The 24,376-nt window shown below is 73.4% G+C and carries 15 protein-coding genes, 1 tRNA gene and 5 pseudogenes; 17 read left to right on the forward strand and 4 right to left on the reverse strand.

The annotated features are described in order from the left end of the window. Positions 1-71 precede the first annotated feature (71 nt). The gene (locus UK82_RS10110) at positions 72-896 is read right to left on the reverse strand and encodes a hypothetical protein (protein ID WP_152989852.1); all 825 of its coding nucleotides are present in this window, start codon (positions 894-896) and stop codon (positions 72-74) included. Positions 897-1,008: 112 nt separating this feature from the next. After that, a complete protein-coding gene (locus tag UK82_RS10115) occupies positions 1,009-3,360 on the reverse strand; it encodes a DEAD/DEAH box helicase (protein ID WP_083507128.1) in 2,352 nt (783 codons plus the stop codon). A 294-nt stretch (positions 3,361-3,654) separates the two neighbouring features. On the opposite strand from UK82_RS10115, the gene UK82_RS10120 reads away from it, so the two are divergent. The 10 genes and pseudogenes from UK82_RS10120 to UK82_RS10150 form a co-directional block, all read left to right on the forward strand. After that, the coding region (locus UK82_RS10120) for an STAS domain-containing protein (RefSeq protein ID WP_236705747.1) at positions 3,655-3,977 on the forward strand (323 nt) is incomplete at its 3' end. A gap of 61 nt (positions 3,978-4,038) precedes the next feature. Beyond that, on the forward strand, positions 4,039-4,575 hold the full coding sequence (locus tag UK82_RS10125) for an ATP-binding protein (RefSeq protein WP_044883915.1): 537 nt from the start codon (positions 4,039-4,041) through the stop codon (positions 4,573-4,575). Between the two features lie 561 nt (positions 4,576-5,136). Then, the coding region (locus UK82_RS36960) for a sodium/proton-translocating pyrophosphatase (protein WP_236705748.1) at positions 5,137-5,402 on the forward strand (266 nt) is incomplete at its 3' end. A gap of 1 nt (position 5,403) precedes the next feature. Continuing rightward, a pseudogene (locus UK82_RS10130) lies at positions 5,404-7,476 on the forward strand (sodium-translocating pyrophosphatase); the annotation flags it as partial. Positions 7,477-7,991: 515 nt separating this feature from the next. Next, positions 7,992-10,890, forward strand: a 2,899-nt coding sequence (gene topA, locus UK82_RS10135) for a type I DNA topoisomerase (protein WP_236705749.1), incomplete at its 3' end; no start/stop codon positions are given. Between the two features lie 370 nt (positions 10,891-11,260). Next, on the forward strand, positions 11,261-12,110 hold an 850-nt coding region (locus UK82_RS36970), incomplete at its 3' end, for an MFS transporter (RefSeq protein ID WP_236705750.1). Between the two features lies 1 nt (position 12,111). Then, positions 12,112-13,798, forward strand: a pseudogene (gene tmk, locus UK82_RS10140) (dTMP kinase); the annotation flags it as partial. Positions 13,799-13,829: 31 nt separating this feature from the next. After that, positions 13,830-14,111, forward strand: a pseudogene (locus UK82_RS36975) (DNA polymerase III subunit delta'); the annotation flags it as partial. A 1-nt stretch (position 14,112) separates the two neighbouring features. Then, a pseudogene (locus UK82_RS10145) lies at positions 14,113-15,083 on the forward strand (DNA polymerase III subunit delta'); the annotation flags it as partial. A gap of 263 nt (positions 15,084-15,346) precedes the next feature. Beyond that, positions 15,347-16,375, forward strand: a complete 1,029-nt coding sequence (locus tag UK82_RS10150) for a regulatory iron-sulfur-containing complex subunit RicT (protein WP_044883919.1) — start codon at positions 15,347-15,349, stop codon at positions 16,373-16,375. A gap of 71 nt (positions 16,376-16,446) precedes the next feature. Here the strand turns inward: UK82_RS10150 and UK82_RS10155 are convergent, their stop codons facing one another. After that, positions 16,447-17,181: a response regulator transcription factor gene (locus tag UK82_RS10155; protein ID WP_044883920.1), complete on the reverse strand. Its 735-nt coding sequence runs from the start codon at positions 17,179-17,181 to the stop codon at positions 16,447-16,449. A gap of 372 nt (positions 17,182-17,553) precedes the next feature. On the opposite strand from UK82_RS10155, the gene UK82_RS10160 reads away from it, so the two are divergent. The 3 genes from UK82_RS10160 to UK82_RS10170 all read left to right on the forward strand — a co-directional run bounded on the left by UK82_RS10160 (position 17,554) and on the right by UK82_RS10170 (position 18,316). Beyond that, positions 17,554-17,625: transfer RNA gene (locus UK82_RS10160), tRNA-Thr, on the forward strand. 110 nt (positions 17,626-17,735) lie between these two features. Further along, the gene (locus UK82_RS10165; RefSeq protein ID WP_044883921.1) at positions 17,736-18,065 is read left to right on the forward strand and encodes a DUF6247 family protein; all 330 of its coding nucleotides are present in this window, start codon (positions 17,736-17,738) and stop codon (positions 18,063-18,065) included. Further along, entirely contained in the window at positions 18,065-18,316 is a 252-nt protein-coding gene (locus UK82_RS10170; protein ID WP_044883922.1) for a hypothetical protein, read from the forward strand. Before UK82_RS10165 ends, UK82_RS10170 begins: the two co-directional genes overlap by 1 nt. Positions 18,317-18,427: 111 nt before the next feature. Here the strand turns inward: UK82_RS10170 and UK82_RS10175 are convergent, their stop codons facing one another. Continuing rightward, a complete protein-coding gene (locus UK82_RS10175; protein WP_044883923.1) occupies positions 18,428-18,967 on the reverse strand; it encodes an inorganic diphosphatase in 540 nt (179 codons plus the stop codon). Positions 18,968-19,676: 709 nt separating this feature from the next. On the opposite strand from UK82_RS10175, the gene dacB reads away from it, so the two are divergent. The 4 genes and pseudogenes from dacB (at position 19,677) to hpt (ending at position 24,275) form a co-directional block, all read left to right on the forward strand. Continuing rightward, a complete protein-coding gene (gene dacB, locus UK82_RS10180; RefSeq protein ID WP_055406969.1) occupies positions 19,677-21,125 on the forward strand; it encodes a D-alanyl-D-alanine carboxypeptidase/D-alanyl-D-alanine-endopeptidase in 1,449 nt (482 codons plus the stop codon). 146 nt (positions 21,126-21,271) lie between these two features. Continuing rightward, positions 21,272-21,920: zinc-dependent metalloprotease (locus tag UK82_RS36980; protein ID WP_236705751.1), on the forward strand; the 649-nt coding region annotated here is incomplete at its 3' end. A 1-nt stretch (position 21,921) separates the two neighbouring features. Next, positions 21,922-22,384, forward strand: a pseudogene (locus tag UK82_RS36985) (zinc-dependent metalloprotease); the annotation flags it as partial. A 52-nt stretch (positions 22,385-22,436) separates the two neighbouring features. Then, positions 22,437-24,275 (forward strand): hypoxanthine phosphoribosyltransferase, encoded by a 1,839-nt coding sequence (gene hpt, locus UK82_RS10190; RefSeq protein ID WP_055406971.1) that lies wholly within the window; start codon positions 22,437-22,439, stop codon positions 24,273-24,275. Positions 24,276-24,376 lie beyond the last annotated feature (101 nt).

Below are 24,376 nucleotides of genomic sequence, written 5' to 3' on the forward strand. Positions count from 1 at the left end.
GTCCACGGCCGGGCCGCCCCCCGGGTCGGCACGGNGGGCACCTGCCTGTCGACGTCCCAGAAAGCGATTGGTCAGGAGCGGGCCCCCGCTCCGTCCTCAACGGTCTGGTCGGCCGAGTCCTGGTCGCGGGTCTCCCGTCGGCCCAGGTCCGCGACGCGGGCCACGATCCGGTCGCCGCGTCGCGGATGGGTGTTCGTCCGCAGCGGCGCGCTGGACCCGGCGGACGGCGGATCGGTCGCCGGGTTGTCCGAGGCCGGCGGCGTCGGCGGGGTGGGGACGCGCACGGCGGACCGCACCGGCGCGGTCTGCCGGACGTCGCCGGACCAGGTGGGCGAGGTGTCTGCGCCATGCGCAGGGACAGTCTCCGCGGCCGGCCGGGGCTCGAAGACCGGGCGAGCCTCGGAAGCCGGGCGAGCCTCGAAGACCGGGCGAGCCTCGGAAGCCGGGCGAGCCTCGGCGGCGGGCTGCTTCGCCGGAGTGGGGCTCTTGGCGAGGGTGGGGCGCTTGGCGAGGGTGGGGCGAGTCCGCCGGGGTCCGTCGGGGGTCCGCTCGTCGGGGCGCCCGGCGGCCGGGCGCGTCGCCGCGGGCGCGGACGGTGCAGCGCCGGCCGGCACCGGTGCGGAAGGCGCCGGAGCCGTGCGGATCGCCGCCAGCTCGCGCGCCCGCTGCCGCTCGACCCGCCGGCGGTGCCGGTCCCGTGCCAGGCCCTGCAGGGTCAACTGCACCCCCGCGACGACCAGCACCCCGGCGGCGAGACCTAGCACGAACAGGCCCCAGATATCGAAGGAGAGGGACTGCCCCATGATCATCACATCTGTGTGGCCGTCGTTCTCCAGCACCAGATCGGCGGTGAAGACCCCCGCTACCAGCAACAACACGACACCGACGGTTACCACCGGTACCTCCAGAACCATGGACGTGGGCGAAACTGGCCGCGAAGAGCCGATGGGCTCGGCCTACCCGTCTTTGGTCATGGCGGAACCGCACGGGCGCAGTGTGATCCGCGGTTCAGCCGACCGCACCGGTCACCGCGGTGAGAAGGCGCCAGGCGGCGGCCTTGTCGAGCGGCTCGTTGCCGTTGCCGCATTTCGGCGACTGCACGCAGGACGGGCAGCCGGCCGGGCATTCGCACGCGCCGATGGCGTCCCGGGTGGCGGCCAGCCAGTCCCCGATGCGCAGGAATCCCCGTTCGGCGAATCCCGCGCCGCCGGCGTGGCCGTCGTAGACGAACACGCTGGTCCGGCCCGTGTCCGGATGCAGGGCGGTCGACACCCCACCGATGTCCCAGCGATCGCAGGTGGCAAACAGCGGAAGCAGGCCGATGGCCGCATGCTCGGCGGCGTGCACCGCGCCGGGCACATCCGCGGACTCGATGGCGGCGCCCGCGAGCAGGCCGTCGGTGACGACGTACCAGACGGCGCGGGTTCGCAACTGCCTCGGCGGCAGGTCCAGCGGCTCCTGGCCGAGCACCTCGCCGGTCGCGACGAGCCGTCGCTGGTAGCCGACGACCTGACTGGTGACCTCGACCACCCCGAGGTGCACCTCCACGTCGGGCAGGACGCGCGATCGCGACGACTCGACGATCCGGATGTCGGTATGCTCGCGCGCGACCGTCGTCCACTCCGGGGACTCCTCGTGGACGAACGCCACGGATTCGGGCAGGTCCAGGTCGTCCACGACGAAGCTCGAGCCCTGATGGAGGTAGACCGCACCGGGGTGCACCGCGGAGTGCGCGGCGGCCGCGTCGACCGTGCCCAGCAGGCGCCCGGTGGACGTCTCGACGATGCGGACCGGAGGGCCCCCGGCCCCCCGGATGTCCACCTCCGGGCGGCCCCGCTGGGTCCAGAACCAGCCGGTGGGCCGGCGGCGCAGCCGCCCGCGGCGGACCAGGTCGTCGACGACGCGCGCCGCCGCCGGGCCGAACAGGCCCAGGTCCGCTTCGGTGAGCGGCAGCTCGGCAGCGGCGCACTCCAGCTGCGGGGCGAGCACGTAGGGGTTGTCCGGGTCGAAGACACAGGCCTCCACCGACCGGCCGAACACCGCCTCCGGATGGTGGACAAGGTACGTGTCGAGCGGATCGTCCCGCGCGACCAGCACCGCCAGCGACCGCTGCCCGTCCCGGCCGGCCCGGCCGGCCTGCTGCCACAGCGAGGCGAGGGTGCCCGGAAAGCCGGCGGTGACGGTGGCGTCCAGGCCGCTGATGTCCACCCCGAGCTCCAGCGCCGACGTCGTCGCGACTCCGAGCAGGTCCCCCGCGCGCAGCCGCCGTTCCAGCTCGCGGCGCTCTTCCGGCAGGTAGCCGGCCCGGTAGGCCGCCACCCGGTCCGCCAGGTCCGAACCGATCTGACCCAGCTCGCGACGGGCGGTGACCGCCACGACCTCCGCCGACCGCCGGGACCGGACGAACACCAGGGTGCGCACGCCGTCGGCGACGAGATCGGCGAGCAGGTCGGCCGACTCCGCGGTGACCGACCGCCGGACCGGCGCGCCGTTCTCACCGGCACCGCGCGGCTCGCCAGGGGCACCGCCCCCCTCGCGCTCGGCCTGCCGTCGCCACAGCAGCGGGGGCTCGTAGAGCACGAAGTCCATCGGGCCTCGGGGTGCGCCGTCGTCGTCGATCACCTCGACGTCGACGCCGGTGAGCCGCCCGGCCGACAGCCCCGGGTCGGCGGTGGTGGCGGACGCCAGCAGGAACACCGGCTGCGACCCGTAACGCGCGCAGACCCGCCGCAGCCGCCGGATCACCGCGGCGACGTGCGCGCCGAACACGCCGCGGTAGCCATGGCATTCGTCGATCACGACGAACCGCAGGCCCCGAAGGAACTGCGCCCACCGCCGGTGTTGGGGCAGGATCCCGCGATGGAGCATGTCGGGATTGGTCAGGACGAGGCCGGCGTGGGCCCGGACCCAGTCCCGCTCGGCCGCCGGCGTGTCACCGTCGTAGGTGGCGGCCCGGACCCCGGTGAGCCGCAGCGCCCGCACCGCCCGAAGCTGATCATGGGCGAGCGCCTTCGTCGGCGACAGGTAGAGCGCGCGGGCGCCAGGCTGCGTGAGCAGCCGCGACAGGACCGGCATCAGGTATCCCAGCGACTTCCCGGAGGCCGTGCCGGTGGCCAGCACGACGCTGCGGCCGGCATGGGCGGCTTCGGCCGCGGCCGCCTGGTGCGTCCACGGTTCGTCGATCCCGGCGGCGACCCACCGCCCGCGCAGCACCGGGTCGACCCACTCCGGCCAGGACGCCCGCCGCCCCGGCCGGGCGGCAACCGGCTCGACGTGCGTCATGCACTGCGCCCGCCGCGCGTCGCGGCGAAGCCCGGCGAGGACCGTGTCCGCGCCGCCGCTGTCCGCCGGCGAACCCACGACCGACGAGGATATGCGCCGCGGTACCGCCGACGACAGGACGATGGGCGATCCACGGGCCACCACCCGACGGACCACCCGTCCCGCAACCGCGACTCGACGCGGCCGACCAGCCCCGCCTGGACAAGATCAGGGATAGATTCCAGCAGACGTCATCGACCACGCCGCCGAAATACCGGGGCACCGCGATCTGTGTCGCGGCCCACCGGATTGATCCTCCTCGTGGGAGGGTAATGGCGCCGTGATGTCGGTCGCCCGAAGCGCGGGACGGCCGGAGGCACCCAAGGAGGATCCGTGGACCTGTCCCTCACGACTCGCCAGGAAGGCAACCACACGGTCGTCGTGGTGGGCGGCGAGATCGACGTGTACACCGCACCGAAGCTGCGCGAGCAGCTCATTGATCTTGTTTCCGGGGGCTCTTACCACCTGGTCGTCGACATGGAGGGCGTCGAGTTCCTCGACTCGACCGGCCTCGGAGTCCTGGTCGGCGGCCTCAAGCGGGTGCGCGCGCACGAGGGTTCCCTGCGGCTGGTCTGCACCCAGGAACGCATCCTCAAGATCTTCCGGATCACGGGTCTCACCAAGGTCTTCCCGATCCATTCCTCCATTGAGGAAGCNCTCGCCGCCAGCGAGTGAGTGAGCCGGACATCACGCCTTCGGAAAGGCAGGCACCGCCGTATGCCCACCGTTGAGCTGCGGTTCGCCGCCCTGAACGGACATGTCCGCACGGCGCGGATGATCGCCACAGCGGTCAGCCGCCGGGCCGGGGTTCCCGCCGGAGCCGCCGACGAGATCAAACTTGCGGTCACGGAGGCATGCGCCCGCGCGGTGCGGGTGAACCGCCGGCATGCGCCGCAGGCGCCGGTGCATGTCGCGCTCATCGACACGCCCGACACCTTCACCATCACTGTCGCGGACTGTGGGCGCACCGGTGACGAGGTCGCGCCGGGTCCCGACGGCGGCCTCGTCACCGCCTCCACGCTGCTGGACCTCGAACCCGAGGCCGCCGACCCGCCCTGGTGGTCCGAGCCGTCCGACGACGACTCGGCCGAGGACAGCGCGGGGTTCCCGCCGGGCCTCGGGCTCGCCCTCATCGAGGGACTGGTCGACGAGGTCGAGATCAGCCGCGGACCCGACGGGGTGGGTACCGTCGTGGCGATGACCTGGCACACGGGCGTCGACGTCGAGGCCGCGCCCTACAAGACGGCCCGTTGACCTCCTCTCCACCCGGAAGCTGATGGGTGGAGTTTCCCGTCTGCCACGCCGTGGTCGGCGTGGGCTTCGGGCGGGCTCCCGCTCCGTGGTGCGGCGTGGGGACGGGTGCCGCTCCTCCCCCCGCGCCACGGGCGTTCGGGTCTCCGCCTGTCCGGCGGCGACCGTGTGTTCTTCGGTCTGGATGTTCCCACCGCCCGGTTCTCGCGGGCATGTTTCACCCTTTACCGGGATGAATAGGAACAAACGCGCAACCTGGCGCCAAATATTCGAACGCAGCCGACTCGGCAGGTGGCCGCAGAAAAAGCAGCGCACGTCACAGTCGTGTGGATAGACTCCGCCGCATCTCGCGGACGGTTGATTCATCCGTCGGAGATCCCCTTGTGCTCCCCGTGAGGCCTGCCGGAAAGCGTCGAATTCGGGACGAATCCGGCCGATCTCACTCCGGGCGTCGCCAGATGCGGCGCCCGACCGCCACCGTCTCCATGCCCAGGTGCCGCCGGAACCGGCACCGATGAGCCATCGACACGCGCGGAGGGTGCACGGAGTAGACCGGGAGGAGCCATGTCCCCGACCCGCGCCCTGCAGTCCCAGGGCACTGGAATCGACCTTAGCGGCAACGCCCTCGGCCTGGTCGCCGGTGTGGCGATAATCGCAGCCCTCGCGCTGCTCGTTGCCGGCTACCTGGTACGGGAGGTGTTGGCCGCCAGCCCCGGAACCGCGCGGATGGTGGAGGTCGGACAGGCGGTCCAGGAAGGCGCGGCCGCCTACCTCAGACGGCAGTTCAAGACGTTGGCCGGCTTTGTCGTCGTCATTCCCTTTGTCCTCCTNCTCCTTCCGGCCGACGATACCGGCGCCAAGATCGGCCGGTCGGTCTTCTTCGTCGTCGGCGCCCTGTTCTCGGCGCTCGTCGGCTTTGTCGGGATGTCGCTGGCGACCAGGGCCAACACCCGCACGGCGGCCGCGGCGATGAGCCGTGGTGAGAAGGCCGCGGTCCGCATCGCCTTCCGGACGGGCGGCGTCGTGGGCATGTTCACGGTCGGTCTCGGCCTGCTCGGCGCCGCCGTCGTCGTGCTCGTCTTCCGGGACACCGCGCCGCAGGTGCTGGAGGGATTCGGCTTCGGGGCCGCCCTGCTCGCGATGTTCATGCGGGTCGGCGGTGGCATCTTCACCAAGGCCGCGGACGTCGGAGCCGACCTGGTCGGAAAGGTCGAGCAGGGAATTCCGGAGGACGATCCGCGTAACGCGGCGACGATCGCCGACAACGTCGGCGACAATGTGGGCGACTGCGCCGGGATGGCCGCGGACCTGTTCGAGTCCTACGCGGTGACCCTGGTCGCCGCGCTGATCCTCGGGGTGAGCGCCTTCGGCGAGCGGGGGCTGGTGTTCCCGTTGCTGATCCCGGCCGTCGGGGTCGTCACGGCGGTCATCGGCATCTTCGCGGTATCGCCGCGGGCCGGCGATCGGAGCGGGATGGCCGCGATCAATCGCGGCTTCTTCCTCTCCGCGGTGGTGTCGGCGATCGGCGTGGTGATCGTTTCGGTGCTCTATCTGCCGACGGACTTCGCCGGGTTCCCGGGGCTCGAGGCCAGCACCCAGTCGGGCAATCCGCGGGTCATCGCGATCAGTGCCGTTCTCATCGGCATCGCGCTCGCCGCGGCCATCCAGTTGCTCACGGGATACTTCACCGAGACGACCCGCCGGCCGGTGCGTGACGTGGCCCAGGCGTCGCTCACCGGTCCGGCCACGAACATTCTCGCCGGCATCGGCGTCGGCCTGGAATCCGCCGTCTATTCCGCCCTGCTCATCGGGGCCGCGGTCTTCGGGGCCTACCTGCTCGGTTCGGGCAGCGTCACGATCGCGCTGTTCGCGGTCGCGCTGGCAGGCACCGGACTGCTGACCACCGTCGGCGTCATCGTCTCGATGGACACCTTCGGTCCGGTGAGCGACAACGCCCAAGGCATCGCCGAGATGTCCGGGGAGATGGACGAGGCGGGCGGCGCCATCCTGACCTCGCTCGACGCCGTGGGCAACACCACAAAGGCCATCACGAAGGGCATCGCGATCGCCACCGCCGTCCTGGCCGCGACCGCGCTGTTCGGGTCGTTCACCGACACGGTCACCAATGCTCTCGGGGACGCCGGTGCCCGCCCGGAGACCGGCCGAGGGACGGTCGGCGGACTGAACATCGCGTATCCCGACGCGCTGGTCGGGCTCGTCATCGGCGCGGCCGTCGTCTTCCTGTTCTCCGGGCTCGCCATCAACGCGGTGGGCCGGGCGGCCGGGCGAGTCGTGATGGAGGTGCGCAACCAGTTCCGCACCAGGCCCGGAATCATGACTGGCAGCGAGAAGCCGGACTACGGCGCGGTTGTCGACATCTGCACCCGAGATTCGCTCCGTGAACTGATTACCCCGGGGACGCTGGCGGTCCTCGCGCCGATCGCGGTCGGCTTCGGCCTCGGTTACCCGCCCCTGGGGGCGTTCCTCGGTGGGGCCATCGCCGGCGGCGTCCTGATGGCCGTGTTCCTGGCGAACTCCGGCGGCGCGTGGGACAATGCGAAGAAGCTCGTCGAGGACGGAAACTACGGCGGGAAGGGCTCGGAGGTCCACGCCGCGACGGTGATCGGCGACACGGTGGGCGACCCGTTCAAGGACACCGCCGGGCCGTCCATCAACCCGCTGCTCAAGGTGATGAACCTGGTCAGCCTGCTGATCGCGCCGACGGTGGTGAAGTACTCGGTCGGCACCGACCGCAACACGCCGCTGCGCATCGGCATCGCCATCGCCGCGGTCGCCGTCATCGTGGCGGTGATCGTCGTGTCCAAGCGGCGCAACTCGATGATCTCCGGCAGTCCGCCGGTCGCGCAGCCGACGACCCCGAGCCCGCAGGAGATCAACGTCTGACGGCAGTCCGGTCCCGCCGGCCGGCCGGCACGAGATCCGCTCCGTGCCCGCCGGCCGCCCCGGGACATCGTGATCCCGGCCCGGCCGTGCGACCGGTCACCGGCCCGGCCGGGGCGCCGAGACGAGCATCCGGACTCGGTCACCGGGCGTAGCATCGACGCGCCTGAGATCGCGGCTTCATACCACCATGGCGCACCCTCGTGCGGGCCCGGTCGGGCCGTTCAGGCGTCATCGGGTGAGCCATGGGTAAGCGTCGGGCTACCGGGGTCATACCCGGACGGGAAGCTCCGCGGAATCCGACAGCGGCGTACGGTGCTGCGAGGCACCGCTTGCACACCGGCGGCCGCCGCTCGCCCGATCAGCGCCCGCCGGACGACCGTTCGCCGGGCCACGCCAGGTCCAGCACCGAGCTCCGCCCGAGCAACATCCGCCATATCCGGGATCTACGCTCCGGAGAGTCGACCTACGCTTCGCCCACCGGTCATCGCACCGAGCACGCCGCACCGAGGAGAGAAGTGCCACCGCGCACGAAGACGACGACACGGACGACCGCGCGGTCAGCCGCACCGGTCGCCGAGCCCGGCGAGCCCTCCGGGACCGGCTCCACGCCGAGCCCGAGCGCGAGCGCGGCCCCGACCGAGGTGCCCGCCACGCGTCCGAACGGCCGGGCGGCCGCAGGCCGAGCCGCCCCGGGACGCCGGGCGGCCGGCCGGTCGACGACCGGTTCGAGCGGCGCCACCGGTGCCGCGCCCGAACCGACCCCCGGCTCGGGCACCCGCCTGGTGATCGTGGAGTCCCCGGCCAAGGCGAAGACCATCGCCGGCTACCTCGGGCCGGGCTGGCAGGTCGAGTCGAGCATCGGCCACATCCGCGATCTGCCGCGCAGCGCCGCCGATGTCCCGGCCGCGCACAAGGGCAAGCCCTGGGCCCGGCTCGGCGTGGACGTCGACAACGACTTCGAGCCGCTCTACGTGGTGACGCCGGACAAGAAGCTGCAGGTCAGCAAGCTCAAGGCGTTGGTGAAGGAAGCCAGCGAGCTCTACCTCGCGACGGACGAGGACCGGGAGGGCGAGGCGATCGCCTGGCACCTGCTCCAGACGCTCAAGCCGACGGTGCCGGTGAAGCGGATGGTGTTCCACGAGATCACTCCGCAGGCGATCCGCCGCGCCGTCGACAACCCCCGCGAGATCGACGAGAACCTGGTCAACGCGCAGGAGACCCGGCGCATCCTGGATCGCCTCTACGGCTACGAGGTCTCCCCCGTGCTGTGGAAGAAGGTCATGCCGAGGCTGTCGGCGGGCCGCGTCCAGAGCGTGGCGACCCGGGTCCTGGTCGAGCGGGAGCGGGCCAGGATGCGGTTCCGCGCCGCGGAGTACTGGAACATCGAGGGCCTGTTCGGCGCGACGGTCGCGCGCCAGGGCTGGCCGGCCGGAAGCGACGGGGCCGACGCGGCCGCGGCCGACGCGGGCGTGGAGCGCACGCCGCTGCCGGCGACGCTGGTCGCTCTCGACGGCAACCGGATCGCCACCGGCCGGGACTTCGCCCCGACCGGCGAGCTGACCACGTCCGGCGTGACCCGGCTGGACGAGGCGGGCGCGCAGGCCCTCACCGACCGGTTGGCGCAGGCCGCGTTCGCGGTGCGCTCGGTGGAGACCAAGCCGTACCGCCGCTCGCCGTACCCGCCGTTCATGACCTCGACGCTGCAGCAGGAGGCGGGCCGCAAGCTGCGGTTCTCCAGCCAGCGCACCATGCAGATCGCGCAGCGGTTGTACGAGAACGGCTACATCACCTACATGCGCACCGACTCGACGAACCTGTCCGAGACGGCGCTCACCGCCGCCCGCAGCCAGGCGGAGAGTCTCTACGGACCGGAGTACGTCCCGGCCAGCCCGCGTACCTACACCAAGAAGGTCAAGAACGCCCAGGAGGCACACGAGGCGATCCGGCCCGCCGGCGACCACTTCCGCACCCCCGGCGAGGTTCGCGGCGAGCTCGACGTCGACTCCTACCGGCTCTACGAGCTGATCTGGCAGCGCACCGTCGCCAGCCAGATGGCCGACGCCCGGGGCACGAGCGCCACGATCCGGCTCGGCGCCACGTCGTCGGCCGGGGAGAACGCGGAGTTCTCGGCGTCCGGCAAGGTCATCACCTTCCCCGGCTTCCTGCGCGCCTACGTCGAGGGCGCCGACGACCCCGACGCGGAGCTGGAGGACCGGGAGCGGCGCCTGCCCGACGTGCGGCAGGGCGACCCGCTGGCGGTCCGCTCGCTGACTCCCCGCGGACACACCACCAGCCCGCCGGCCCGCTTCACCGAGGCCAGCCTGGTCAAGACGCTCGAGGAGCTCGGGATCGGCCGGCCGTCCACGTACGCCTCGATCATCGGCACGATCCAGGACCGCGGCTACGTGTGGAAGAAGGGCTCGGCGCTCGTGCCGAGCTTCGTCGCCTTCGCCGTCGTCGGCCTGCTGGAGGACCACTTCGGCCGGCTGGTGGACTACCGGTTCACCGCGACGATGGAGGACGACCTCGACGACATCGCGGCCGGAACCTCAGCGTCCACCGACTGGCTGACCCGCTTCTACTTCGGCACCGGCGACGGCACCGATCCGGCCACCGCGGCCGGGCTCAAGCACCTCGTCAGCGAGCGGCTCGGGGAGATCGACGCCCGCGAGGTGAACTCGATCCCGCTCGGCGAGGCCGACGACGGCACGACGGTCGTGGTGCGCGTCGGGCGGTACGGCCCCTACGTCCAGCTCGGGGAGGGCCGGGCCAGCGTGCCCGACGACCTGGCCCCGGACGAGCTCACCGTGGCCCGCGCCCTGGAGCTGCTGGCCGCCCCGAGCGGCGACCGGGTGCTGGGGGTGGACACCGCCACCGGCGCGACGATCACGGCCAAGGCCGGCCGGTTCGGCCCGTACGTCACCACGGACACCGACCCGCCGCGCACCTCCAGCCTGCTGCGCACGATGTCGCTGGAGACGCTGACCCTCGACGACGCCGTGAAGCTGCTGACGCTGCCCCGGACGCTGGGCGCCGGTGCGGACGGCGAGGAGGTGACCGCGCAGAACGGGCGGTACGGCCCCTACGTGAAGAAGGGCACCGAAAGCCGGTCGCTGGAGTCCGAGGATCAGTTGTTCACGGTGACGCTCGAGGATGCACTGGCGCTGCTCGCGCAGCCCAAGGCGCGCGGACGCCGCCAGGCCGCCCAGACCCCCCCGCTGCGCGAGCTCGGCAACGATCCGGCCAGCGGCAAGCCGATGGTCGTCCGGGAGGGCCGGTTCGGGCCCTACGTGACCGACGGCGAGACCAACGCGAGTCTGCGCAAGGGCGACGCCGTCGAGTCGATCACGGACGCGCGCGCCGCGGAGCTGCTCGCCGACCGCCGGGCCCGCGGTCCGGCTCCCGCGAAGCGAGNCGCCCGAGGCACCGCGAAGACGACGGCTACGAAGAGCGGCGCCGCGAAGTCCACGACCGCAAAGTCCACGACGGCAAAGTCCACGACGGCAAAGTCCACGACGGCAAAGTCCACGACGGCAAAGTCCACGACGGCAAAGTCGACGACGGCAAAGTCGACCGCGGCGAAGTCCACGACGGCGAAGACGGCCGCCAAGTCCGGCACCACCGCCAGGGACTCGGCGGCGAAGTCGGCCACGAGCAGGGTCGGGGCGAAGGGCAGCGCGACGCAGAAGGCCGGCGAGGAGCCTGCAGCCACCGGGTCATCCGCTCCTGACGACGGCGGTGGCGCCGCGGGAGCGACGTCCGGTGGCACCCGTCGGACGGGCTGATGGCCTCGCCGATCCGTCCGGCTCACGGGCCGGTCGACGCGGCGGGGGACGGCTCGGCGGCGACGACCGTCGGATCCGCCACGGTCGGCTCCACCACGACCATCTCCGCATCCCCCACGACCCCGCCTCCTGCCCCCTCGGCCCCTTCCCCGACGAGCCCGGCCCCGACGAGCCCGGCTCTCCCGAGTGCGGATGCCCGGCCGACGGCGGACCGGGGCTCGGACGGGAGCGGCTCGACAGCGGCGTCGGGGGACGGCGCCAGCCCCGACGACGGCGGCCCACCCGGTGACGGCGGCCCACCCGACGATGGCGGCCCACCCGGTGACGGCGGCCCATCTGGCGCCGACCGGCCGGCCGACGAGCAGAGCGCCGACCGGCCGGGGATCGCAGACCGCGGCGTCGAGGGGCAGGCCGGCGACGGCGGCGCGGGTCGCCGCCGTGGCAGCGGCCGACGGCTGCGGCTGGGGCGCATGCCAGGCCGGCACCCGGTCACGACGGTCCCCTCCCCGCCGCCCAGAGCAAGCAGCGCGGCCGGCGACGACAGCGACATCCGCGCCGTGCTGCGGATCCCCGAGTTCCGCCGGATGTGGATCCAGCTCAGCCTGTCCAGCCTGGGCGACTGGATGGGCCTGCTCGCCACGACCGCGCTGGTCACCCAGCTGCAGAACAGCTTCTCGGGGCAGGCGTACGCGATCGGCTCGCTGCTGATCGTCCGGCTGATGCCGGCCCTGATCCTCGGACCACTCGCCGGTGCGCTCGCCGACCGGCTGGATCGCCGGCTGACGATGGTCGTCACGGATGTGATCCGCTTCGGGCTGTTCGTCTCGATCCCGATCATCGGCACGCTCGNATGGCTGCTCATCGCGTCGTTCCTGGTCGAGGCGGTCACCCTGGTCTGGGCTCCGGCGAAGGACGCCAGCGTCCCGCACCTGGTCCCGCGGGAGCGGCTCGCCGCGGCGAACACGCTGAGCCTGATCATGACCTACGGCACGGCCCCGCTCGCCGCCGCCATCTTCACCATGCTGGCGACGATCTCGCGGACGCTGGGCTCCAGCGTCTCGTTCTTCCGGGACTCCTCCGTCGATCTCGCGCTGTACTTCAACGCGGCGACCTTCCTCGGCTCGGCCATCGTGATCTGGGGGCTCAAGGACATCGGCCGGGCCGCCCGCCCGGAGACCGGTCCCGAGCCCGGTTTTCTGGCCTCGATCACCGAGGGTTGGCGCTACGTCGGGCAAGACCGGTTGGTCCGCGGGCTGGTCGTGGGCATCCTCGGCGGATTCGCGGGGGCCGGGTGCGTGATCGCCCTGGGCCGGCTCTACGTCGGGATCCTCGGTGGCGGTGACTCCGCATACGGAGTTCTGTTCGGAGCGGTGTTCATCGGGCTGGCCGGTGGGATGGCGGCCGGGCCGAAGCTGCTCGGGGACTACAGCCGGACCCGCCTGTTCGGCGTCTGCGTCACCGGCGCAGGCATCACCCTGGTGGTCGTCGCGATCATCCCGAACCTGGTCATCGCCTGCATCCTGGTGATGGCGGTGGGGGCGTTCGCCGGGGTCGCCTGGGTGACCGGGTACACGCTGCTGCAGGCCGAGGTCTCCGACGAGCTGCGGGGACGGACCTTCGCCCTGGTGCAGTCGCTGGTGCGCATCGACCTGCTGGTGGTGCTGGCGGCGGCACCCGCCCTCGTCGGCCTGATCGGCACGCACGGCATCCACCTGTGGGGCGACATCACCGTGCGGGCGGACGGCGTGACCGTCGTCCTGCTCGGCGGGGGCCTGCTCGCGGTGGCGGTGGGGCTGTTCGCCTACCGCCAGATGGACGAGCGGGTCGGGGTCGCGGTCTGGCCGGAGCTGTGGAACGCGATGCGCGGCCGGAAGCCGACGCCGACGCGACCGCGTCACGCCGGCCTGTTCGTCGCGGTCGAGGGAGCCGAGGGGGCCGGGCGATCCACCCAGGTCGAGCTGCTGCGGTCCTGGCTGGCCGCCAGCGGGCGTGAGGTCGTCGTGACCTCCGGTTCCGGCGGCACGACAATCGGCGCGAGGCTGCGGGAGCTGCTGTTCGACCCCTCGACGCGCCTGCACGCCCGTACCGAAGCGCTGCTCGCCGCCGCCGACCGCGCCGAGCACGTGAGCCGGGTGATCGAGCCGGCGCTCGCCCGGGGCGCCATCGTCATCACGGACCGCTACGTCGACTCGTGGATCGCCTTCCAGTGCGCGAGCCGGTCGGTCGATACCGCGGAACTGGCCGTGCTGGCCCAGTGGGCCACCCACGCCCTCGTTCCCGACCTGACCGTGCTGCTGGACCTGCCTGCCGAGCTCGGGCCGCAGCGCGAACCGGCCGACGGACCGGCCGAGGAGGCCGGAGTCGAGCTGCTCGCCTACCGCGGACGGGTGCGCGACGGGTTCCTCCGGCTGGCCCAGGAGGAGCCCACGCGCTACCTCACCGTCGACGCGAACCGCCCCCGGGAGGAGATTCACGCCGAGATCCGCGCGGTCGTCGCCAGCCGGGTGGAGCGCCGGGCCATGCCCCTGGGGGTCTGAGCCGGGCGGCGGGCGGGGGATGATGAGCCCCGTGACGGTATGGGAGACGCTGGTCGGCCAGGAGGCGGTCGTCGCGACGCTGCGCGCGGCTGCGGTGGCGGCCTCCCCCGGCATCCTCGCGGCCGCGGGCAGCGGTGGCGGCCCGGCCGGGGCGCGCTCGGGGATGACCCATTCGTGGTTGTTCACCGGCCCGTCCGGCGCGGGGCGGCAGGAGGCGGCGCGCGCGTTCGCCGCCGGTCTGAACTGCGAGCGGGAGCCGCCCGGCTGCGGGGAGTGCGCCGGCTGCCACACGGTGCTCACCGACACCGCCACCNACCTGCGCACCGTCACGCCGGAGGGGCTCTCGCTCGGAGTGAAGGACGTTCGCGCCCTGGTTCGGGACGCCGCCAGCGCCCCCACCGCCGGCCGCTGGCGGATCCTGCTGCTCACCGACGCCGACCGGCTCACCGAGGCCGCGGCGAACGCGCTGCTCAAGGCGTTGGAGGAGCCGGCGGAACGCGCCGTGTTCCTCCTGTGCGCGCCGTCGATCGAGGACGTGCTTCCCACCATCCGTTCCCGCTGCCGGACGGTCGCGCTGCGCCTGCCCTCCGCCGCGGACGTGCGCGACATGCTGCTGCGGGAGGGGATCGACGAGCAGGTGGCGCAGACGGCCGCCCGGGCCTCCCAGGGGCACCTCGCGCTGGCCCGCCGCCTCGCCACCGACGAGGCCGCCAGGGAGCACCGGGCGGCGGTGCTGCGCATCCCGGGCCGTCTGGGGCGCGTCGGGGACTGCCTGGCCGCCGCCGCGGACCTCGTGGGCGCCGCGAACGCCGATGCCGAGGCCGCGAACGCCGAGCGGGACGAGGTCGAGACGGAGGCGCTGAAGACAGCACTCGGCGTCGGTGCGACCGCCACCGGCGGGAAGTCGAGATCCGCTCGGGCGCCGAAGGCGGGCGCAAAGGCACGGTCGATGGTCGTGCGGGGCGCGGCCGGGGCGCTCAAGGAGCTGGAGCGGACCCAGAAGAGCCGCGGGCGGCGCACCATCCTCGACTCCCTCGACCGGGCCCTGGTCGATCTCGCCGGCCTGTATCGCGACGTGCTCGCGGAGCAGCTCGGCGCGCCGGTCGACCCGATCCATGCCGACCATGCGGCCGAGGCTGCGGGCCTCGCGGCGGCCTCGACCCCGGAGCAGACGCTGCGGCGGCTGGAGGCCGTGCTCGCGACCCGGGCGGCCCTCGCCGACAACCCGGGCCTCGTCCCGCTGCTCGCAGTGGAGTCCCTGACCCTCGCCCTGCGCGACGGCTGACGCCGCCCGCGCCCGCTCGGCGCACTGCCGCCGGCGCCGGCGCCGGCGATGGCGATGGCGATGGCGATGGGGTCGGTATGGCAGAAACGGGCAGCCAAGTCGCACCTGGCGGCATACTGTGACCTGCGACGCAGATCACGCCGACGGGCGGCTCCGGCACGCCCCGCCCGACCCGGCGCTGCCGCGCACCGGGCCCGCCTCCCGCGCGGGCCATCATCACGGCCGGCCAGCCGGCCTGCGGGCCAAGGAAGGTGACGGGCCGGATGCCGATGATGTGCGCGGTGGCGTTTTCCCCTCGCGGCAAGCTCTACTACGCCGATCCGGGCGTCCACACACCCCGGGTAGGCGATCAGGTCCTCGTGCCCACCGACGATGGTCCCGAGGTCGCCACCTGCATGTGGGCACCGCAGTGGATCTCCGACGACATCGGCGGCCTGCCCGTGCTGGCGGGGCTGGCGCAGGCGGCGGACGTGCAGCGGGCGGAGCTGTCCCGGCGCCGGCGCGCCCGGGCGCGGGTCGCCGCGCGGCGGCTGGCGCGGGAGCACAACCTGCCGATGAAGATCGTCGGTGTCGACCACGTGCTGGACACCGGCGGATACACGATCTACTTCAGCGCGGAGGGCCGGATCGACTTCCGGGAGCTGGTCCGCGACCTGAACCGGACGCTGGCGGCGCGGGTGCGGCTGCGGCAGCTGTCCGCCCGGGACAGCGCCCGGGTGCAGGGCGGGATCGGCTCGTGTGGGCGTGACCTGTGCTGCGCGACGTTCCTCACCGATTTCGAGCCGGTGAGCCTGCGCATGGCCCGCGACCAGAACCTGGCCCTCAACCCGATGCGGATCAGCGGCGCCTGCGGCCGGCTGATGTGCTGCCTACGCTACGAGCACCCGCTGTACGAGGAGTTCGCCGGGGCCGTGCCCGCCGTCGGAGAACGGGCCTGCACTCCCCAGGGAGAGGGCCGGGTCGTGCGGCACGACGTGCCCCGCCAGCAGGCTGTGGTGGTGCTCGACGGCGGCGGGCGGACCTCCTGCGAACGAGCCGACGTATGCCCGTCCCGGCAGGCGCACGAGGCTGCCTACGCCCCGCCCAGGGCCGAGCCCCACCCGGATCCCGACCCCACGCCCTCCGGCACCGACCAGGCCGGCACCGACCGCGAGAGCGGAGCACGCCGAGGCACCGACCAAGGGGGGTCGGAGCACGAGGGGCCAGAGCACGAGGGGTCGGAGCACGACAGCGAGACAGGCGGCGAATCGGGACATGCCCGCCGGCGCTCCCGGCACCGCCACCGACCCTGAGCGATCTTCTCTGGCACGGTCTTCCGTGGCTCGATCGGGCCGCCCGGCGCCGCCCCGGTGTTCCCCGCGGCTCACGGGTCGAAGCGGTAGCCCATCCCGCGCAGGGTGGTCACCAGCCGCCGCTGCGGCGGCCGACCCTCCACCTTGGTACGCACCCGCCGGACGTGCTCGGTGACCGTGGCAGGGTCCTGGAAGCGGGTGCCCCAGACCTGCTCGAGCAGCTCCTCGCGGCTGAACACCCGTCGAGGGTGGCGCGCGAGGAAGGCCAGCAGCTCGTACTCGCGCGCGGTCAGGTCGATCCGCTCGCCGGCCACGGCGACCTCGCGGGCACGCAGGTCGATGGACACGTCGCCGTACACGAGCGGATCGTTGCCGTCCCCGCTGCGCTGGGGCGGCGGCTCGGCGGGCCGGCGGCGTAGCCGGGCCCGCACCCGCGCGACCAGCTCCCGCAGCGAGTAGGGCTTCACGACGTAGTCGTCGGCGCCCAGCTCCAGGCCGACCACCCGGTCGACCTCCTCGGCCCGCCCGGTGAGCATGATCACCGGCACCTCGCTCGTCTGGCGCAGGCGGCTCAGCACAGCGAAGCCGTCCATTCGCGGCATCGCGACGTCCAGAACGACCAGATCGATCTCAGTCGTCTGGAACAGCCGGAGGGCAGCTTCGCCGTCCGCCGCCTCCAGCACGCGATAGCCGAATCGTTCGAGGCTGCGCGCAAGTGCCACGCGAGATGCCTCATCGTCCTCAGCGACGAGGAGCGAGGCTCCTCGTGTCGCCGCTGCAGGTGCAGCGTCCCCGGCCCCGGTCATGGAGCGAAACCCTACGCATCCTCATCGGAACAACTGCAACCGGGGTAGCGGTTTGCGTCGTTCGACGGGCCGGGAGCCGAAAATTATGACAAAATCTGGATTAGGCGCAAACCGATTGTCACGTCAGTGTCTTCCTTCTTGGGCGCCCATGACAGCCTGGTGGGGTGGGATCGCCGGATCGTTCCGATTTCGGGCGCCCCGACCTCGCCAGATCGGCTCGGCTCCGGGCCGGGGGCCCGCCCCGGGCGGGAGTCCGAGCCGGGCTGCCGGCGCCCGCGCCACCGCGCGGCGCGCAGCCGGCCGAGTACCACCGGTCGGCACCGCGCGGGCATCTGGCATACTCGACCCGGGCCAGTGCGATCCTGGCCGATCGCCGGAGTAGCTCAGTGGCAGAGCAATCGCCTCGTAAGCGATAGGTCGCGGGTTCAATCCCCGCCTCCGGCTCACTCCCCTCCGAACGGGCCCTGACCGGCGCGGTGCGGTGCCGCGCGGTGCGACAGCCGGGCACGCTCGAGGCGGCGTGGGCGGCATCGACGGGTGCGACAATCGGCCTCATGACAGCGGACGTCACGATCCCCTCGTACGGCGTGCGCAACCGGGTGGAGCGCACCGGGCCGGCGATCCGGGCGGCGCTCGACCCCGAGCAGCGCGCCGAGTTCGAAGCCGACTTCCACGCAGCCGCCGTCGAAACCGACGACACTCTCGACCTGGCCCCGCTGCACCGCGTCATCGACCGCTGGTGGCCCCAGGCCGTGCTCTGCGCCAACCCGGAGATCCAGGCCGGCATCGACGCCGACCGTCGCCGCATCGCTGCCGGTGACCCGACCGTGATTGGCGAGGTCTGGTATCCGCCCGGCCATCCCCAAGCGCCACATGTGGCCTGATGACCGTCCACGGGGTCCGCTGGGTCGACTACGCCCGCGATCAGCGGGACAGTCTGCCCGCCGAAGCGCGCACGGCGCTCGACATCGCACTGCGGCGCCTTGTAGAGGATCCGCGCGGCCACAGCACGTACCGCAAACGAGACAACCAGTGGACAGCTACATTCAGTGATGGCTGGGGGCTCATCGTCTATACCATCGAAGATCGCTGGATCACGATCACGGTGCTCCGCGTGACGTGGCTGGACGGCTGATCCACCGCCGCTGGCCAGCTCCGCCGGAGGGCCGGCGCGAGGGGCGCCCCCTCATCCGCGAGGCCCGCGGGCCCGCGCATGAAGGGGCGTCGCCGTCGCGCCGGTCGGCGATCACGCAGACCTGGGCTCGACCTCCTGGTCGTGCCCGTCCACTCCGGCGCCCTCCGCCTCGCGCAGCCGCTTGATGGAGGCGAGAATCTCCCGCTCGGCCTCCTTGCGGTCCACCCAGGAGGCGCCCTCGACCGACTTGCCGGGCTCCAGGTCCTTGTAGACCTCGAAGAAGTGCTGGATCTCCAGCCGGTCGAACTCCGGCAGGTGCCGCAGATCCCGCAGGTGCTCCTGGCGGACATCGGCGACCGGGACGCACAGGACCTTGTCGTCCGGGCCCTTCTCGTCGGTCATCTCGAACATGCCGATCGTCCGGCACCGCACCAGGCAGCCCGGGAAGGTCGGCTCCTCCAGCAGGACCAGCGCGTCCAGCGGATCCCCGTCCCGCCCGAGGGTGCCCTCGATGAACCCGTAGTCCGACGGGTAGTGGGTGGAGGTGAACAGCATCCGGTCCAACCGGATGCGCCCGGTGTGGTGATCCATCTCGTACTTGTTGCGCTGACCCTTGGGGATCTCGATGGTCACATCGAACTCAAGGTCCACTCCGCTCCCTGTCTCCTTCATGCTCAGGCCGGCCCGGTCTGCGCCGGTCGGCCACCACGTGTGAACTGCTCGTCGGTCTCCGGCGGATGCCGGGGCTCGCATGCTCCGGCGACTGCCGGGGCACCGCGGCCGGGTGCCGCGCGCCGCGGCCACGCGCCGGACACCCGACGGACGCGGCGAAGTGTCGCGGACGACGACCGCCGCCCTCCCAGTGTCCCGGAAGCCACCTCCTGCCCGAGCCACCCGGTCGGCAACGCCACTACCCAGGCGCCGCCGCCACCGCCGCGGCCCCGCGGACGGCGCCGCGGCGCGGACCATCACGGGACGCGACCGGCGAACGGAGCCCGCCTCGCAGGCAGATGTTCCCCCCACCGGCCAGCGCGACCCGCCGGGCGAGCGGAAAGCTCGCTGGACGGCGGGCGGACGGCCCGGGCCCACCCGCTGGTCATCCGGACCGGCACGGGCCGGCTCACGGCTCGTGGCATACGGTGACACAGCGGAACGCGACGTGCCACCGAGGGCGCCAGCGCCCGGACCGCCGCGCATCCGCCCCTCGGCGGCGGCCCACACCGCCGCGGGCCGACACCTGCCGGGGACCCTCACCTGCCGGGGACCCTCACCTGCCGGGGACCCTCACCTGCCGGGGCCCTCACCTGCCGGGGCTGCGGCGCCGTCGGCGTGGCCCACCCGTCTTGCGTAGTGTCCGGGGGTGACGTCAGCCGCGCCGGTCGCTCGGACAGGGGCGCTCACCGCCCTCGTCGGCGCCCTTCTCGCCGGCTCCCTGTCCGCCAGTCCCGCCGCCGATCGCCCCGTACCGCCGGTCGCCGGGTCGGCCCGGGCGGGGGCCGCGGTCCTCGCGGGTCTGGACCCGGCCGCGCCCACGCCCCAGCCCGCGTCGGTCGGCGCCCGCCTTGCCGGGCCGCTCGGCGACCCCGTCCTCGCCGGGCCCGCCGCCTTGGTCGTCGACGGGTTGACCGGTCGCGTGCTGCTGGACAACCGCGCCCGCACACCGGCCGTGCCGGCGTCGACGCTCAAGACCGCGGTCGCCACGGCGGCGCTCGTCACGTTCCCGGATACCCGGTTGCGCACATCGGTGCTCTACAAACCGCCGGACAGCCAACCGCCGGACGGCCGACCGTCGGGGGCCGCCGGCCAAGCGCCCGGCGGCACGCTGTGGCTCGTGGGGGGCGGCGACCCGACGCTGACCGCGTCGTCCGAGACCGGCGGCTACCCGGCCTTCGCCCGGCTCTCCGATCTCGTCGCCCAGGTCCGGGCGGCCGGCATTACCTCGGTGTCCCGGGTGGTCGGCGACGGGTCGTTGTTCGTCGGCCCCGACCGGGCGCCGGGATGGCGTGACAACTACGTGACCGACGGCGACGTCACGCCGGTCTCCGCGCTGGAACTCGACGCGGGTCGCTCCGCCCCCGGCGCCAAGGGCCCGCGCAATCCCGCCCCCGCGGTGGCGGCGACGGCGGCGTTCGCCGGGGCGCTGGTGGCCGCCGGGATCCCGGTCGGCGCGGTCGGCACCGGGAGCGCCGAGGCGGGGGCGACCCGCGTCGCCGCGGTGGACAGCCCGCCGGTGCGGGTACTCGTCGAACGCATGCTCACCGAGTCGGACAACGACCTGGCGGAGAGCCTGGGCCGGCTGGTCGCCCGGCGGCGCGGCCTGCCGGCCTCGTTCGCCGGGGCCGCGAGGGCCGTGACCGACACGGTCACCGAACTCGGCATCCCCACCGCGGGGATGGCCCTCAACGATGTCAGCGGCCTGTCCACCACCGATCTGATCGCGCCCGCCACCCTGGTGGCGCTGCTGAGAGCGGCGGTCCTGCCCACCCGACCCGCCCTGCGCACCGTGCTGACCGGGCTACCGGTGGCCGGTTTCTCCGGCACCCTGAACGACCGATACGCCACCACGGACACGGCGCCGGGCGCGGGTGACGTCCGGGCCAAGACCGGCACACTGCGCAACGTCAGCAGCCTCGCCGGCCAGCTCGTCGACGCCGATGGGCGGCTGTTGCTGTTCGCCTTCCTGTCCCCGGCGGAGGAGGGGGGCGGCACCAAGGCCGCGCTCGACCGGGTCGCGGCGGCGCTCGCCGGCTGCGGCTGCCCCGCGCTGGTACCGGTCGCACGCGCCGCGCCGACCGGCCCGGCCCGCTGAGCCTGCGGCGATCCCGGAAACGACCCGTCACGGCCCGGCCGGCGCCGCGCCACGCCGCGGTGAGGGCGTCGGTGAGGGCGAGGGCGAGGGCGTGGGCGAGGGCGACGCGGGAGCAGAGCGCGGGCCGGCCCGGTACGCTCGGATTCGTGGACGCCGAGCTGGTCGACTGGGAACTCGCCGTGACGACGGCGAGAAGGCTGGTCCGCCCCGGCCCACAGATCACCCGGGAGCAGGCCGGCGAGGTCGTCGCCGAGCTCCGCCGCCTCGCGGTGGAGGCCGAGCGGCACGTGGAGGACTACACCCACCTCGCCCCTGCCGGTGCCATCACCCCCATCAACGTGGTCGACCGGCCCGAATGGGTTCGTTCCAACGTCGCCGGCCTGCGAGTGCTCACCACCCCGCTGCTCGGCAAGCTGTCCGACCAGCAGCGCGGCACCTTCTCCACGGCCGTCGGCCGGCGGGTCACCGGTATCCAGCTCGGCACGGCGCTGGCCTACCTCGCCGGCAAGGTGCTGGGCCAGTACGAGGTGTTCCTGCCACCCGAGGAGTACCTCGCCGGCCCCGACGGGCCGGCCACGCCGGACGCGGTCGGCCGGCTGAGCCTGGTCGCCCCGAACATCGCCCACGCCGAGGCCACGATGGGCGTCGTGCCGCGTGACTTCCGGATGTGGGTCTGCCTGCACGAGCAGACCCATCGGACCCAGTTCACCGCCGTGCCGTGGCTGCGGTCCCACCTCGAGTCCGAGATCACCGCGTTCATCGAGGCCACCGATCTCGATCCGGACGTCCTCGCGGNCCGGGTCCGCTCGGCGGTGGCCGCGGTGCGCGGGGCCGTGTTCGACCGCGGCGCCGACAGTCCGAGCGTGGTGGAGGCGCTCCAGACCCCGGCCCAGCGGGCGGTGCTCGACCGGCTGCAGGCGATCATGACGTTGCTGGAGGGCCACGCGGACCAGGTGATGGATGCCGTGGGGCCCAGGGTGGTTCCCACCGTCGCCGACATCCGGTCGAAGTTCGAGGGCCGCCGCGACGGCGGGTCGCCGCTCGACCGGTTCATCCGCCGCCTGCTCGGGCTGGATCTCAAGCTCCAGCAGTACCGCCAGGGCGGCGCCTTCGTGCGGGCCGTCGTCGCCGAGGCCGGGGTGCGGGGCTTCAACACCGTCTGGGAGTCGCCGACGACGCTGCCGACCCGCGCAGAGCTGGCCGATCCCACCGCATGGATGCAGCGCGTCCTGGGCAGTCGCCCGTCGATCTCGGCGTGACGGCCGTGGTCCGCGGGGCGCTCACCGGCGCGGCCGGCCACCGGCCCACGCGGTGACCCGATCCGCCACCGGCGGTGATCACTACGGTGAGGCGGCCGGGCCGGTGGACGGGGCGGCAGGCGGCCCACTCGACCCGACGGCGCGGACGACGCGGCCCGGTCGGGCGCCGGATCCCGCGGTGGCCGCGGTCCGGTTCGCGGTCCGCAACGCGGTCGCCGATCTCGACCCGGGCGAGCTGGTACTGGTTGCCTGCTCCGGCGGGCCGGACTCGATGTCGCTCGCCGCGGCGCTCGCTTTCGTTGCCCCCCGCCGGGCCCTGCGGGCCGGTCTGCTGGTGGTTGATCACGGCTGGGATCCCACCTCGACCGAGCGCGCGCACGGCGTCGCCGAGCTTGGGGAGGCCCTCGGGCTGCGCCCCGTGGAGGTGCTCACCGCGCACGCACCGCGCTCGGAGGGCGCCGCGCGCGATGCCCGCCGCGGCGCGCTGCTGGCCGCGGCGGCCCGGTTGGGCGCCCGGGCCGTACTGATCGGTCACACCCTGGACGACCAGGCCGAGACGGTGCTGCTACGGCTCGCGCGGGGCTCGGGGGCCCGCTCGCTCGGCGGAATGCGCCCGCGCGACGGCCTGCTGCGCCGCCCCCTGTTGGGCCTGCGCCGCGCGCAGACCCGGGCCGCCTGCCTCGCCGAGCGGCTGTCGGTCTGGGACGATCCGACCAACCAGGACCCGGCGTTCGCCCGGGCGCGGGTGCGCCACCGGGTTCTGCCGCTGCTGGAGGCCGAGCTCGGGCCGGGCATCGCGGAGTCGCTGGCCCGCGGGGCCGAGTTGCTGCGGGCCGACGCGGACGCGCTGGACGCGACCGCCGCCGACGCCTACGCCACGGCCGTCACCGCCCCCGGCGGCCCGCCCGCGGGCCCGAGGACCGGTCCGATCCCCGCTGCGGGCCCGGGTCCGGCCGGCGGCGAGGTCGGCTTCGCGGTGGCGACCCTCGCCGCCCTTCCCGCCGCGATCCGCGGGCGGGTGCTGCGCCGGGCCGCCCTCGACGTCGGCGCCTCGGCGTCGGCGTTGCGCGCCGAGCATGTCTGGGCGGTGGAGGAACTGGTGACGCGGTGGCGCGGCCAGAAGCCCGTGCCACTGCCGGGCGGTGTCCTCGCCCGGCGCTGGGCGGACCGGATCACACTCTCCGGACCGGTGGCTCCGCCGTGGCCACCCGCCGGACCCGCCGGCCGCGGGCCGGATCTCGCCGCAGCGGCGTATTTCGAGGAGGACGATCAGGTGAGCCAGGCCGCGACGACGACGCCCGATGCCGGCAGCCCCCACGAGGGCCCGCCGGCGGCCGCCACGCATCCCGACATCGACGAGGTTCTCGTCACCGCCGACGAGATCGCCGCGAAGATCGCGGAGCTTGCGGCCCGTGTCGACGCCGACTACGCCGGCCGGGAGATCCTCCTGGTCGGCGTGCTCAAGGGCGCCGTGATGGTGATGGCGGATCTCTCCCGGGCCCTCGCCGTGCCGCTGACCATGGAGTTCATGGCGGTGTCGTCGTACGGCTCGTCGACCTCCTCCTCCGGGGTGGTGCGCATCCTCAAGGACCTGGACCGCTCGATCGAGGGCCGCGACGTGCTCGTCGTCGAGGACATCATCGACTCCGGGTTGACCCTGTCGTGGCTGCTGAAGAACCTGCGCTCGCGCGGGCCCGCCTCGCTGGAGGTGCTGGCCCTGTTCCGTAAACCGGAAGCGATCACGGTCGACGTCGACGTCCGGTACGTCGGGTTTGACATTCCCAGCGCCTTCGTCGTCGGGTACGGCCTTGATTACTCCGAGTACTACCGCACGCTCCCCTTTGTCGGCACCCTGACGCCCGCGGCAATCGAGCGCGGGGCCCCGGCCTGAGCCAGCCGACGCGGCCGCACGGCCCCGGCGCCGCGGGGCGCACCCCCGTGCGGCACCGGATCGTCCGGCCCGGAACAGTGCGGCCCGCCGGTCCGTTGGTC

The organism is Frankia sp. ACN1ag (assembly GCF_001414035.1).
Taxonomy (GTDB): Bacteria; Actinomycetota; Actinomycetes; order Frankiales; family Frankiaceae; genus Frankia; species Frankia torreyi.

What these genes read in the sequence shown, in the direction of transcription:
- UK82_RS10150 (WP_044883919.1), top strand. Translation starts at nt 15,347, where the DNA reads ATGCCGATGATGTGCGCGGTGGCGTTTTCCCCTCGCGGCAAGCTCTAC.
- UK82_RS10170 (WP_044883922.1), top strand. Translation starts at nt 18,065, where the DNA reads ATGACCGTCCACGGGGTCCGCTGGGTCGACTACGCCCGCGATCAGCGG.
- UK82_RS10125 (WP_044883915.1), top strand. Translation starts at nt 4,039, where the DNA reads ATGCCCACCGTTGAGCTGCGGTTCGCCGCCCTGAACGGACATGTCCGC.
- UK82_RS10155 (WP_044883920.1), bottom strand. Translation starts at nt 17,181, where the DNA reads ATGACCGGGGCCGGGGACGCTGCACCTGCAGCGGCGACACGAGGAGCC.
- UK82_RS10165 (WP_044883921.1), top strand. Translation starts at nt 17,736, where the DNA reads ATGACAGCGGACGTCACGATCCCCTCGTACGGCGTGCGCAACCGGGTG.